Source organism: Nguyenibacter sp. L1, from assembly GCF_035199985.1.
GTDB classification, from domain to species: Bacteria; Pseudomonadota; Alphaproteobacteria; order Acetobacterales; family Acetobacteraceae; genus Gluconacetobacter; species Gluconacetobacter vanlangensis.
Map to the genome: position 1 here is coordinate 2,083,708 of NZ_CP127015.1, position 13,491 is coordinate 2,097,198.

The window sequence follows — 13,491 nt, forward strand, 5'->3', positions numbered from 1 at the left end:
TGATACCACCTACACGCATAATGCACGCTGCAGGTTGTTTTTGCCAAGCGACATAACTGGCGCATTCGCATCGGAGCTATCCGATACAATTCCTTGTCCACCACTCGAGGGAGATAACGCCTTATCTTGAGTGAATTCGCCAATAGGTGACTTCTGGCGCACGCCGATCCACACCTCGATATTGAATTATACAATACTTCGCAGGACGTGCTTCAGGATCGCGTTCCAAGGTATCAAAATAAATACACGGTAAAAATAGAACATGATTGATCAATCGACACTATACAAATACCTTGTAAGCGGTCGTCTATCGCTCGTTTCACTAACACAGGCTCTGGTCGTTTCCGAGCAGCTCAGCTTTCACAAGGCGGGCGATACCCTCGGTATCGCCCAGTCCGCCATCAGCAACCGGGTTGCTTCACTCGAGGACGCGATCGGCTTCCCCCTCTTCGAACGGCAGCGAAACGTCCGGTTGACGCCGCACGGGAGGATCTTTCTCGAATTCATCTCTGATGCCATCGATCTGGTTGGGAAATCTCTCGAAATCTCCGGCGCTCCAATCGAGATTCATCGCCCGGCAGTGCGTGTTGGTCTTCAATCCGCCGCCGCTGCTGGCCCGTTGGCTGCCATTCTGCGGCGGTTTGACGCAGCCCAGCCGGATATCGGCCTTACCCTCATGGAGACTGATGATAGCGACGTGCTGAAATGCGTGCGACGTCGAAAGCTGGATATTGCCTTCTTACCATGCCGGGCAATGACGGAGCGCCTCTCTCACGACGTTCTGGATGCTCTACCGCTTTGGGACGAACAGGTGGTCGTGGCTCTGAACCAAGACGATCCCCTCGCGGCCAAATCGCGCCTGCATTGGAAGGATCTCGTCGATCGCGAGTTCCTGGTGCGATCTCATGTGTAGAAGTCTCGACTAAATCTGACGTACGGTGTCTGTTGAAGCCCAACCGGGGCTGCGGCGGGGGCGGAGTGGCCGGGTGACGCAGCCCCTGCCGCAGCCATCGGAGGACCTCATCATGACCCGTGACCAGAAGATTATCCGCGCCAAAATCGGCCTGCTGGAACTGTCGAAGCAACTGGGCAACGTCTCCCAGGCCTGCAAGATGATGGGATACTCGCGCGACAGCTTCTACCGCTTCAAGGAACTCTACGACAAAGGCGGCGAAATCGCGCTCCAGGAACTCTCCCGCCGCAAACCTTTGCTGAAAAACCGCGTCGAGCCTGCGGTCGAGGAAGCAGTGGTCGCGATCGCCATTGAACAGCCAGCCTGGGGCCAGGCCCGCGTGGCCAACGAACTGCTCAAGCGCGGCGTCACCGTCTCTCCTTTCGGGGTGCGCAGCATCTGGCTGCGCCACGACCTCGCCACCATGAAGCTCCGGCTCAAGGCTCTGGAAGCCAAGATGGCCCAGGAGCGGCTGGTCCTCACCGAAAGCCAGCTTGCGGCCCTGGAGAAGGCCAAGGCCGACAAGGAGGCCTGGGGCGAGTTCGAGACCGAATGCCCCGGCTATTGCGGTGCCCAGGATACCTTCTATGTCGGCACCCTCAAGGGCGTCGGCCGCGTCTATCAACAGACCTTCGTCGATACCTACAGCAAGGTCGGCTTCGCCAAGCTCTACGACCGCAAGACCCCGGTCACCGCCGCCGACCTGCTCAATGACCGCGTCATCCCCTTCTTCGAGCAGCATGACGTCCCGCTCCAGCGCGTGCTGACCGACCGAGGCACGGAATTCTGTGGCTCTCATGACCGCCATGAATACGAACTCTACCTGGCGGTGGAGAACATCGACCATACTCGTACCAAAGCACGTAGTCCCCAGACCAACGGCATCGTCGAGCGCTTCCACAAGACCATGCTCGACGAGTTTTACCGCGTCGCCTTCCGCCGCAAGATCTACGATAGCATCCATGAACTCCAGGCAGACCTCGACGAGTGGATGGATGACTTCAACCGCAATCGCACCCACCAGGGACGTTACTGCTTCGGCAAAACCCCGATGCAGACCTTCCTTGACGCAGCACACAACGCCCGCGAAAAAGACATCGGACGCCACGACAAAAATCACATGATCGCGTAGCATCCAGACCGGCCATTCCAAGCCGTACGTCAGATCAAGTGCAAACTTCTACATCTCATGGTATCGGGCCCCACCTGATGGATCTGGCTTTGCCATTGGTGCGACAGGCCGGAGAGCCCAGATATATCGAACACCTGCGCCTTGGACGGGATACGCTGCTGACCGAGGTGGTGCGCAAACGCGCGGTCGCGCTGACCACCGAGGCAGCTCTCGGGATCGCCCTTCCGGGCCTGACCTTTCGACCAATCGGCGAGATACCAGTCCTGGTGACCTTTTGCGCGCTCTGGTCACGACAAAACATCAACCCCTCTCTGAGGAGCCTGCTGAAAATCATCCGCGAGCTGTCGGAAACATATCGGAACAGCCAAGCTGATGGCACGATTTGATCGATCAGTGACCTGCTCAGCAATCAGGTTTTCGCTGACGTTCTCGCTGGAAAACGCGATCTTCCAGCATGAAATGCTGAATCATGCGGACGGCCAGATGGGCCTCGTCCACCCGCGCACCACCCGATCCTGACGTCGCAATGATATCAGCATAAGCCTTCAGATCCCGGAAGACGTGAGCTGGCAGCTCCAACGTCAACTTTACCGGCTTCTCGTCCATTACCCTGGTAATCTTCAAGGTCGCCATCGTCACCTATTTGCCTCATGCCAAGGTTTGAGCGCCAGATCCCGCTTCAAAAGCACGACGAACGGCAGACCCGGCCGGTCGGTCAGCGTCGGCTGGACGTTCAGGCTACGGTCTGTTGAATGCCAGTGAGAACTGACCCGGTTTGGGGTAAGATTGCCGCCGAGAATTGACCCATGTTGAGACGCTAGCCTCCTGCTTTTGGGCGGGGGCTGCTGGAGTGTTGGACATGGCGTTATTGAGCGTTATCCGTCGGTGGCATTTCCGGGAGCACGTATCGATCCGTTCGATTGCCCGTCGGACGGGATTGTCGCGGAACACGATCCGGAAGTATCTGCGGTCTGATCTGGTGGAACCAGCGTTCAAGGTTCCTGAACGGGCGAGCAAGCTGGACCCGTTTGCCGAGAGGCTGGCGGCGTGGTTGCGGACGGAAGCCCGCAAGCCGCGCAAGCAGAAACGGAACGGGCGGCAGTTCCATGCGGATCTGGTCAGCCTTGGCTATGACGGATCATATCGGCGGGTTGCCGCCTTTGTGCGGGCGTGGCGGGAGGATTTCCACCGTCAGCAGCAGACATCCGGCCGGGGTGTTTTCGTTCCTCTGGTGTTCGATCCGGGCGATGCCTTCCAGTTCGACTGGAGTGAGGAGCACGCCGTCATCGGCCATGAGCGCGTCAAGCTGCAGGTGGCGCATATCAAGCTGAGCCACAGTCGGGCTTTTCTGGTGCGCGCCTATCTGCTGCAGACGCACGAGATGCTGTTCGATGCCCACAATCACGGCTTTCGCGTGCTGGGCGGGGTACCGCGGCGGGGGATCTACGACAACATGAAAACCGCGATCGACAAGGTCGGTCGCGGCAAGGAACGCCAGATCAATACGCGGTTCCTGGCCATGACCAGCCACTATCTGTTCGAACCCGAGTTCTGCAATCCGGCTTCGGGTTGGGAAAAGGGTCAGGTAGAGAAAAACGTTCAGGATGCCCGGCACCGCTTCTGGCAGCCCATGCCGCAGGCCGAAAGTCTCGAGGCGCTGAACGTCTGGCTGGAGGCACGTTGCCTTGCCTTATGGGAGGAGACGGCGCACGGGTGCTGCGCGACAATCTGGGTGAGAATCGGCGTCGATCAGGGTGAGAATTCCGGCTGGGCGGTGCGGAGGGCGTAGCCCGCAGCACCGCCCAGCCGGGGACCTTCTTTTGGCCGGGGGTCGTGGCCGTGTCGATACTGGGATTTTTCCCTCGCGGGGAGGTTCCGGTGCCGGGGCGTCACATCAACGATCATCAGGTGAGGCTCTTCATGAACTCCCGACGCCAGTTTTCCATTGCCGCTTCCGCTGCAAAGGCCGCGATCAGCGTGGCCAGCGCCTATCGTCTCGAGCGCGATCCGCGCCTGCCTTCGGAGAAGACCGTGCCGCGGGGGCGGCGGAGACCCGATCCTCTGGCCGAAATTTTCGACACGGAGGTCGTCCCGCTGCTGCGCGCATCGCCCGGTCTGCGGCCGGTCGCGGTCTATGCCGAGATGCGGCGGCGTCATCCAGATCTGCCCGAGGGCATCCGCCGCACGCTGGAGCGGCGGATCCGTTCCTGGCGCGCGCTGCACGGTCCCGAGCGGGACGTGATCTTCCGCCAGGAGCACGAGCCCGGCCGGATCGGGCTGTCCGATTTCACCGTCATGGACGATCTCGCCGTCACGGTCGCGGGCGAGGCGCTTTCGCACCGGCTCTACCATTTCCGGTTGCCCTTCTCCGGTTACGAGCATGCTCACGTCATCCTCGGCGGCGAGAGCTTCGTCGCCCTGGCGGAGGGAATGCAAAACGCGCTCTGGGCGCTGGGCGGCGCGCCGAGCGAGCATCGCACCGACAGCCTGTCGGCGGCCTTCCGCAACCTTGACGCGCCGATGCGTGAGGATCTGACCCGCCGATACGAGGCCCTCTGCGCGCATTACGGCATGACCCCGTCACGCAACAATCCCGGCGAGGCGCACGAGAATGGCTCGATCGAGAGCGCCCACGGCCATTTCAAGAGTCGCCTCGCCGACGCGCTGCTCCTGCGCGGCAACCGGGATTTCCCAACGATCGTGGACTACCGCCGCTTCATCGACGAAAATGCGGCGCGGCATAACGCCCATCATGCAAAGCGCATCGACGTCGAGCGCGCAACGCTCATCAAGCTGCCCGCCCGCCGTTCCGGCGATGGGGAGGATCATGTCGTCACCGTCACGTCGGCGGGCGGTTTCACCCTCAAACGCGTCTTCTACACCGTGCCGTCCCGCCTGATCGGCCACCGGCTGCGCGCCAGGCTGTTCGACGACCGACTCGACATCTTCCTCGGCGGAACCTTGCTGATGACGCTGCCGCGCGGTCGGCCCAAATCACACGACAAGCACGGCCATGTCGTCGATTATCGCCACGTCATCCATGCGCTGCGCCGCAAGCCCGCAGCGCTCGCGCGCCTCGTCTATCGCGATCAGCTCTTCCCGCGCGAGGCCTATCGACGCATGTTCGAGTTCCTCTGTGCCAAGCTCGCCGAGCGCCAGGCCTGCAAGATCACCGTCGCCCTCCTGGTCCTGGCGCACGAGCACGCCTGCGAGGCCGAACTCGCACAGGCTCTCGACGACGATCTGCGGACCAAACGCCTGCCCGACCTCGATATCTTGCGCGCGCGTTTCTCCCCCCGCAGCGCCAGCCTGCCGGATGTCCATGTCCGTACCGTTCCCCTCGCCGATTATCAGCTCCTGCTCGACGCCCCCGCCACAGGGATGGCCACGGCTGCGGAGTGCGGCGCATGACCCCGCAAACCAGCATCGACGCCGCCCGGCTCGACCTCATCCTCAACGAACTCCGCCTGCCCGCCATCCGGCAGTTCTGGCCCCAGTTCGCGCAACGCGCGGACAAGGAGGGCTGGCCTGCGGCGCGCCTGCTCGCGGCCCTGGCCGAACACGAACTCGCCGAGCGTGACAGGCGCCGGATCGAGCGCCATCTCACCGAGGCCCGTCTGCCGCCCAGCAAAACCATCGACAATTTCGATTTCGACGCCGTGCCCATGATCTCCAAAGCCCAGATCATGGCGCTGTGCTCAGGCGATACCTGGCTGACCAGCAGCGCCAACCTGATCATGTTCGGACCGCCAGGCGGCGGAAAGTCGCACCTCGCGGCGGCCATCGGCCTCGCCCTGGTCGAGCGCGGCTGGCGCGTCCTCTTCAGCCGCACCTCCGATCTCGTCCAGAAACTCCAGATCGCCCGCCGCGAACTCGCTCTCGAGGCCGCCATCAACAGGCTGGATCGCTACCACCTGCTCATTCTCGACGATCTCGCCTACGTCACCAAGGATCAGGCCGAGACCGCCGTTCTCTTCGAGCTGATCTCCGCGCGATATGAGCGAAAATCCATCCTCATCACCGCCAACCAGCCTTTCGCCGAATGGAACAAGGTCTTTCCCGACCCCGCCATGACGCTCGCCGCCGTCGATCGTCTCGTCCACCACGCCACCATCCTCGAGATGAACGTCGAAAGCTACCGACGTCGCGCAGCCCTGGAACGAAAGCGAAAATCAGGCCGACCGCCCGCCAGAATGACCCCTCACGAGCGCGACCTCGTCGCCAGCGACAATCAGACCAGCACATAACCCTTGCCAGCGACAATCAAACCGCGCTCTGTTTGTCGCGCCACGACAATCCATTCTCAACTTGATTGTCGCGCTCCCTCATCCAGATTGTCGCGCTACACACGGGGCCGAACCCGGCAGTATCGCCGATGTCTGGCGGCAGGAGGCCGATAGCCTCATGCCGGTGAACCGTGTCTTCGACGGCTTCGTCGATCATACCAAGCGGGTGTCGCCGACCTGCCTCGTGCATTTCGAGCGCAACCGCTACAGCGTTCCCGCCTCGTTTGCCAATCGTCCGGTCAGTCTGCGGATCTATCCCGATCGGATCGTCGTGGTCGCCGAGGGGGCTGTGCTCTGTGAGCATCGACGGATCGTCGACCGCGCGCATCATCAGCATGGCCATACGGTCTATGACTGGCGACACTATCTGGCGGTGATCCAGCGCAAGCCCGGCGCGTTGCGCAACGGCGCGCCCTTTGCCGAACTGCCGGACGCTTTGCGGCAGATGCAGCGCCATCTCCAGAGCAAGCCCGGCGGCGACCGGGAGATGGTGGAGATCCTCTCTCTCGTCCTCCACCATGACGAGCAGGCCGTGCTCGTGGCGGTCGAAATGGCCATTGAGGCGGGCGCACCCACGAAAACGCACATCCTGAATGTGCTGCACCGGCTCACGGACGGCAAAGCCACCCAGGTGCCGCCGATCGAAGCGCCGCAGGCCCTGGTGCTGGCGCATGAACCCAAGGCCGATGTCGCCCGCTACGACCGCCTCCGTCCGGAGCAGCCCCTTGGGCAGGAGGGCCGTCATGCGTCATGATCCCGCAGCGGCCGCCATCACCATCATGCTGCGCAGCCTCAAGATGCACGGCATGGCCCAGGCCACAACCGAACTCACCGAACAGGGCGCGCCGGCTTTCCAAAGCGCGATCCCCGTCCTCTCCCAGTTGCTCAAGGCGGAGATTGCCGAGCGCGAGGTTCGTTCCATCGCCTATCAGCTCAAGGCCGCACGGTTCCCAACCTACAAGGATCTGGCCGGCTTCGACTTCTCCAGCAGCGAAGCCAACGAAGCCCTGGTTCGCCAACTCCATGGCGGCGTGTTCCTGGAGAAGGCCGATAATATCGTGCTCGTCGGCGGTCCGGGTACGGGCAAAACCCACATCGCCACGGCCCTCGGCGTCCAGGCGATCGCGCATCATCGCAAGCGCGTGCGGTTCTTCTCGACCGTCGAACTCGTCAACGCGCTCGAACAGGAACAGGCCGCAGGCAAGGCAAGGCAGGGCAGATCGCAGGACGCCTGATCCACACAGACCTGGTGATCCTCGACGAGCTCGGATACCTGCCGTTCAGCGCCTCGGGCGGCGCTTTGCTGTTCCACCTGCTCAGCAAACTCTATGAGCAGACCAGCGTCGTCATCACCACGAATCTCAGTTTCCGTGAATGGGCCGGCATCTTCGGCGACGCCAAGATGACAACCGCTCTGCTCGACCAGCTCACCCATCACTGTCACATCCTGGAAACCGGAAACGACAGTTTCCGCTTCAGGAACAGCTCCGCAACACAGACTAAAAAACGAAAGGACACCAGAACCCGTTTGACGGGACACAAAAACCCCGCTCACATCCCCTAAACCCGGGTCAATTCCAAATGGCAATCCCGGGTCAGTTCTCACTGGCATTCAACAACCGATTCCCACATTCACTTAAGGCCGCAATATAGCCATTATATATCAAGTCGTTAGCACTATCTTCTCGTTGCCCAAAACCGAAGTTTCTTTCGAGTCTGCCATCCATCGATGAATAGGCAAACCCTTGGTGAAAGTCACCGGCGTCGCAGGTAGAGCAGCAAAGCCAGTGTCAGCGACGGTAGAGCAGTCGGACAGAACATTACCAGCCCCCCAGATCCTGGCTCGACATGATAGCGCGACACGTGGATCCGCCCGAGCCCTAATCGGGCCGCTGCGACAAAACTCTCCGCGCCATGCGCCGCCATCGGGCTCAGCAGCATAACAGGGCACAGGCACCCCCGACCATGCGGTCATGCACGCTGCAAGCTATATCGCAATGCGAATCTGGACCGCCGGTAGCTATCTCACACTGACGTATCAGTCGCTCGATTCGACGAGCCCGAGCGCTTGTGGAATGTTTTCTGCGGCCAGATAGTCGAAGGGATTATGCATCTTTCCCCCCGATTCATACCATCCCATAAAATTCTCTCCAGCATCCCAACCGAGTAGCTTTTGAACTTCAGTTGGCAATTCCTTTAATGTCTTGTAAGGCACCGACAAATATTGGTTTTCCTCTTGGCGGACCGTACCGAGGTCTATCGCCATCGTCACTCCGATGCGTGGCCTATCGGTATTATTAGTACCTCCCCCATGGTAAGTTGATCCGATAAAGATTAGCGCCGAGCCTGCGGTCATCTCTGCCGGAATGCTCTCCGCTTGTTGCGGGCAGCGCTCGTCATCCCATTTGTGGCTCCCTGGAATGACACGCGTGGCACCGTTAGCGGCCGTAAAGTCTGTCATTGCCACCATGATCTGCACCCGGGCTTCACGACCATAGTGCGGATGACGCCACAGGAAACTCGTATCATCGCGATGCAGAGGTTGCAGCCCCTGTCCAGGACAGATTTGAATGGCCTGAGTCATTCCTATTTGAACAAGAGGAATAATGGGGGTCCGCTTCTCGCCAAACCAAACCTCAATTGGCTTTTGCAAGATTTTCCGCGCCGCCCCCAAGTATAGAGGGTGCAACACAACATCAACCATACGCCTACAACGCGCAAATAGACGGCTCGCTCGAAGAGTGTCGGTTCCGACAAAGTCATCTGTGTCACCGAATGCTGAAGTGGCCAAGGCCGCATCGATCTCAGTCTTTAACTCCAAAAACGCAGCAGCATCCAAAAATTTTTCCAACACGACGCCGCCGTCGCGCTCGATAATCTCGACGACTTCGTTAACGGAAGCGCCCGCAGGCAACGTGATAAGAGCAGGAGTTGATGTCATGGTATACCTCCAGAAATAACAGGGGGACAAGGAAAGCGGTAATTATATCCGTATGCTTGCGCGGGCTGTATCTCTAAATGCTGAGAAATACCGCTTTAGTGGGCCATATTTTTATAACGAGCCAGCGCCAAGTCGGCGCAGTCGATCTCAGGGGTTCGTCCAGACACGAGATCGGCTACAATCCGGCCCGAGCCGCAGGCCATCGTCCATCCAAGAGTGCCGTGGCCAGTATTAATGAACAGATTTCCGAATTTTGTTGGACCGATGATCGGCGTTCCGTCGGGCGTCATTGGGCGCAGACCAGTCCAGAAAGTGGCACGGGCCGTATCGCCGGCACCGCCAAAGAGGTCTGTCAACGAGTGCTCCAGCGTCGCTCGTCGTGCGGTCGACAGATTCATGTTAAAGCCAGCGAGTTCCGCTGTCCCGCCGACACGAATACGGTCGCCAAGGCGAGTAATCGCGACCTTGAAGGTCTCATCCATTACGGTCGAGACCGGCGCGCGCGCGCCGTCCCTAATCGGAGCCGTAATGGAGTAGCCCTTTACGGGATAGATAGGAAGATCGAGCCGAAGCTCCTGGACCATCGCAGGCGAGAAACTCCCAAGTGCAAGAACATAGGCATCAGCACGGAAATCACCTTTATCGGTCATAACGACAGAAACACGATCCATCTCACGCGACAGCGACCGAACTGTCGTGTCGTACCGGAATTCAACCCCGCATTTTGCCGCCATCGCGGCGAGGCGCTGTGTAAAAAGAAACGCATCGCCAGTCTCATCTCCCGGAAGCTGCAATCCGCCCACAATCTTGTCCTTTGCTCCGGCCAGACCGGGCTCCGCGACCACGCATCCGGAAACGTCAAGAAGTTCGTACGCCACCCCGTATTGATCGAGAATGCGCATGTCATCAGCCGCATGGTCGAGCTGCTTTTGCGTACGAAAGACCTGAAGCGTCCCCTGTTGACGATCGTCGTAGGTCATGTCGGTGGTTGCGCGCAGGTCCCTCATGACATCACGGCTATACTCTGCAAGCCGGACCATCCTCCCCTTGTTGCGATCGTAAGCGGACGAATTGCAGTTCGTGGACATCTGCCAGAGCCACTTCCACAATTTCCGGTCCGGAATTGGCCGCAAGACGAACGGACGGTGCTTCATGAGAAGCCAGCGTATGGCTTTCAGTGGAACGCCTGGCCCTGCCCACGGCGCAGAATATCCCGGCGAAACTTGCCCCGCATTAGCATAGCTAGTCTCGCGTCCAGCCTCAGGCCGACGCTCGAGCACCGTGACCTCATGCCCGGCTTGCGCCAAATACCAGGCGCTCGCCACGCCAACGACACCAGCACCCAGGACGATGATCTTCACGATATGTTATCTTTCACAGCTACTTATGACGGCGATCATTTTACCGTAGCGACGTCGCATAGCATGTTCCTGGAGAACCAACCCGGTTGTGCGCCTCCAGGTCGGGAACCCATTAGTTAACTTGTAGAACTTCATTGCAAGGTCAGCGTTCCACCCTGCCCATCATAAGGGAGCGTCACCTGAAGTGAATCTGAATGGGCCTTCGTCGCAACAGGTTCAACATGGGAGTTGAAGATTGCGTGCGTGGGGTGTCCCTGGATGCCGTGAATAGTGACCGCGATGCTTTTCCACCACGGCGCCATGCTTCCTTCCTGCTTGGCGATAGCGAGTGAGAAGACGCCGTTCTCACCTAAAGAGCACGTAAAATTCACTCGGCTATAGGAACCTTTCCGAAACGCCATGCTATGACCGTCATCGGAATAGACGGTGCCCTCGCAGTCCGGCCCCGGATAGACGTCCAGTTCCAGTGGCCCGGATGGGGTTTCATCGGTGGACTGCACGAGGTTTTGCCGTGGGATAATGCTTCCGGCCCGCACGAAAACCGGCAGTTCATCCAGCCGCGGGTTGACCGTAAGAACATGCGGAGAGTTTGCCCCATCATCTTTCGGCTTGATAATCGAGCCAGCCGTCCCCCAGAGCGTGAGCGTCTTCAGATTCGACAATTTTTTGCCGGTCCAATAATCATACCACGCACCCGGAGGCAAGGTGACGTCATACGCCGCTGGCGATTCCGGCGTCGACGCAGGCGCGACCAGCAGGGATCGCCCCCACATAAACTCACTGTCTGCAGACAGGTCCATGGGCGCATTATCGATAAGCGTATGGGGAAACTCCATGAACAGCGGGCGCATCATCGGCACGCCGGTCCGCGAGGCTTCCTCCGCCAGCGTGTAATTGTACGGCAGCAGGCGGTAGCGCGCCTCGATGAAGCGGCGCCGGATGTCCTCGGCTGGCTTGCCGTCGGCCCAAGGTTCCTGCGGGCGGCTCGTCGGATCGGCGTGCGAGCGCGCGATCGGCGTGAACATCGCGATTTCGTACCATTTGGTCAGCAGTTCCGGTGACGCCACGCCCGCGAACCCGCCGATATCGGCGCCCGCGAAGGTGAACCCGCCCATGCCGAGGCTTTCCAGCATCGGCACCGTCAGCGCCAGATGGTTCCAGGTCGAGACATTGTCCCCGCTCCAGGTCACGCCATAGCGCTGGCCCCCGGCATAGGACGCCCGCGTCATCACGAAGGGCCGCTCGTCGGGCTTCAGTGCCAGCACGCCCTCATAGGTCGCGCGATGATTCTGCATGCCGTAGATATTGTGGATTTCCTCATGCGTCGCCACGCGAGAGGCGAAGCCGGGTTCGTCGATGCGATGCTTGTTGTCCAGCGGCATGGTCTTCGTCGCAGTCTCGAAGATCGCCGGTTCATCCATGTCGTTCCAGAAACCGGAAATACCGTCCTGCACGAACTTCTTATATAATGTTCCCCACCAGGCGCGCGTCGCCGCCTGGGTGAAGTCCGGGAACAGGGCGGCCCCGGGCCAGACAGGGGCGACATACGTCTTGCCGTCCGCCGCCTTGACGAAGCGGTCCTGCGCCACGCCGCTGTCATAAGGAGCGTAGCCGGCATTCGGCAGATCGGCAACGTGTAGGTCGGTAATCGCCACCGTGTGCATGTGCTGCGCGGTGAAATCCGACACCATCTTCGAGAACGTCGGGAACGTCTTCGAATCCACCGTAAAGGGGCGGTATTTCTCCTGGTAGTCGATATCCATCCACACCGCATCCGACGGAATACGATCCTTGCGCAGATGGTCGACGACGCCGCGCAGCACCTTCTCTGTCGGATAGCCCCAGCGCGATTGCTGGAAACCCAGCATCCAGCGCTGCTGCATGGCCGGCGTCCCGGTCAGCCGGGCGTATTGCGTCTCGACATCTTTCGCGGTCGGGCCGGCCATAACGTAATAATCGATCGGGCCATTCGCCGCGCGGATCCTCAGCGCCGCCGGATCGTCATGCCCGAAATCGAAGACCGTCCGCCACGTATTGTCGAGGAACATCCCGAAATACGTGCCCTTCGTGAAGCCGATGAAGAAGGGGATGTCCTTGTAGAGCGGATCCTGTCCTTCGCTGTAGGCGTAGCTGTCCGTGTTCCACATCGCATAGCTGTGGCCCAACCGGTCCAGCGGGCCGAATTTGTCACCCAGTCCGAAGTAATGCGCGTCACCCGGGATTGCCTTGGTCATCTCGAATCCGTTGCCGTCCGGTACGGCGGCGAAGGGGCCACTTCGGTCCGCGAACAGCACGCGGCCTTCGCTGTCGGCGATCGTGACGCCCCCGGTAGCACGCGACAAGGTAACGGTCAGTAATTTCGTAGCGAAGCCGAAGTTGTTGGACGACGTGACGCCGCGCACCGACACTGATGCCTCTCGAGCGCCGGCCAGCACCGCCCACGACGCGTCCTCCGGCAGGCTCCCATTGCGCCCGATACAAACGCGTACGATGTCATCGCTTAGCGCCGTAACGCGCAAAATGTCCTTCCCCCTCGACCACTCGACGCCGTTTGGAAGGGCACGAAATCCCGCCACATCCGAAGCGGGGCTTCCATCCGAGGCAAACGCTGGACTTGCACTCGCCTGGGCCGGCACCGTTGTCGCCACCGACACGGGGAGTATACTCGTCATGAGGAGCACACTGAACAACTCAAGGCGCAACGAAATACGCGTCATAAAAAACTCACCTTAATTTCCTGCCATCTGAAAAAACGGGCAATAGGTTCGCTTAGTAGAAGGCTTCGAAAGAAGTTTCTTCCGCGTCAACTTGTCTGCAAG

The 13,491-nt window shown here is 60.1% G+C and carries 9 protein-coding genes and 3 pseudogenes; 8 read left to right on the plus strand and 4 right to left on the minus strand.

The genetic code is table 11. The annotated features are described in order from the left end of the window. Positions 1 to 262: 262 nt before the first annotated feature. From QN315_RS09390 to QN315_RS09400, 3 genes are all read left to right on the plus strand, one after another. The gene (locus QN315_RS09390; RefSeq protein WP_323993219.1) at positions 263 to 913 is read left to right on the plus strand and encodes a LysR family transcriptional regulator; all 651 of its coding nucleotides are present in this window, start codon (positions 263 to 265) and stop codon (positions 911 to 913) included. Positions 914 to 1,025: 112 nt separating this feature from the next. Next, complete coding sequence (locus QN315_RS09395; RefSeq protein ID WP_323993344.1) at positions 1,026 to 2,084, plus strand: IS481 family transposase; 1,059 nt, start codon at positions 1,026 to 1,028, stop codon at positions 2,082 to 2,084. Between the two features lie 77 nt (positions 2,085 to 2,161). After that, a complete protein-coding gene (locus QN315_RS09400) occupies positions 2,162 to 2,470 on the plus strand; it encodes a hypothetical protein (RefSeq protein ID WP_323993220.1) in 309 nt (102 codons plus the stop codon). Between the two features lie 16 nt (positions 2,471 to 2,486). On the opposite strand, the gene QN315_RS09405 is transcribed toward QN315_RS09400, so the two are convergent. Then, the gene (locus tag QN315_RS09405) at positions 2,487 to 2,717 is read right to left on the minus strand and encodes a DUF2274 domain-containing protein (protein WP_323993346.1); all 231 of its coding nucleotides are present in this window, start codon (positions 2,715 to 2,717) and stop codon (positions 2,487 to 2,489) included. Between the two features lie 226 nt (positions 2,718 to 2,943). On the opposite strand from QN315_RS09405, the pseudogene istA (QN315_RS09410) reads away from it, so the two are divergent. From istA (QN315_RS09410) to istB (QN315_RS09430), 5 genes and pseudogenes are all read left to right on the plus strand, one after another. Beyond that, a pseudogene (gene istA / locus QN315_RS09410) lies at positions 2,944 to 3,798 on the plus strand (IS21 family transposase); the annotation flags it as partial. A gap of 206 nt (positions 3,799 to 4,004) precedes the next feature. Beyond that, a complete protein-coding gene (gene istA / locus QN315_RS09415; protein WP_408904625.1) occupies positions 4,005 to 5,495 on the plus strand; it encodes an IS21 family transposase in 1,491 nt (496 codons plus the stop codon). Beyond that, entirely contained in the window at positions 5,492 to 6,331 is an 840-nt protein-coding gene (gene istB, locus QN315_RS09420) for an IS21-like element helper ATPase IstB (RefSeq protein ID WP_323993221.1), read from the plus strand. The genes istA (QN315_RS09415) and istB (QN315_RS09420) overlap by 4 nt, the downstream gene beginning before the upstream one ends. Positions 6,332 to 6,431: 100 nt before the next feature. Continuing rightward, a pseudogene (locus tag QN315_RS09425) lies at positions 6,432 to 7,124 on the plus strand (Mu transposase domain-containing protein); the annotation flags it as partial. Further along, a pseudogene (istB, locus tag QN315_RS09430) lies at positions 7,114 to 7,934 on the plus strand (IS21-like element helper ATPase IstB). The pseudogenes QN315_RS09425 and istB (QN315_RS09430), both read left to right, overlap by 11 nt. 474 nt (positions 7,935 to 8,408) lie before the next feature. Here istB (QN315_RS09430) and QN315_RS09435 read toward each other — a convergent pair. The 3 genes from QN315_RS09435 to QN315_RS09445 all read right to left on the minus strand — a co-directional run bounded on the left by QN315_RS09435 (position 8,409) and on the right by QN315_RS09445 (position 13,389). Further along, a complete protein-coding gene (locus tag QN315_RS09435; RefSeq protein WP_323993222.1) occupies positions 8,409 to 9,311 on the minus strand; it encodes a phytanoyl-CoA dioxygenase family protein in 903 nt (300 codons plus the stop codon). 95 nt (positions 9,312 to 9,406) lie between these two features. Continuing rightward, positions 9,407 to 10,672, minus strand: a complete 1,266-nt coding sequence (locus tag QN315_RS09440) for a D-amino acid dehydrogenase (RefSeq protein ID WP_323993223.1) — start codon at positions 10,670 to 10,672, stop codon at positions 9,407 to 9,409. Between the two features lie 131 nt (positions 10,673 to 10,803). Next, positions 10,804 to 13,389, minus strand: coding sequence for a TIM-barrel domain-containing protein (locus QN315_RS09445; protein WP_323993224.1), 2,586 nt, complete (start codon positions 13,387 to 13,389; stop codon positions 10,804 to 10,806). Between the last annotated feature and the right edge of the window lie 102 nt (positions 13,390 to 13,491).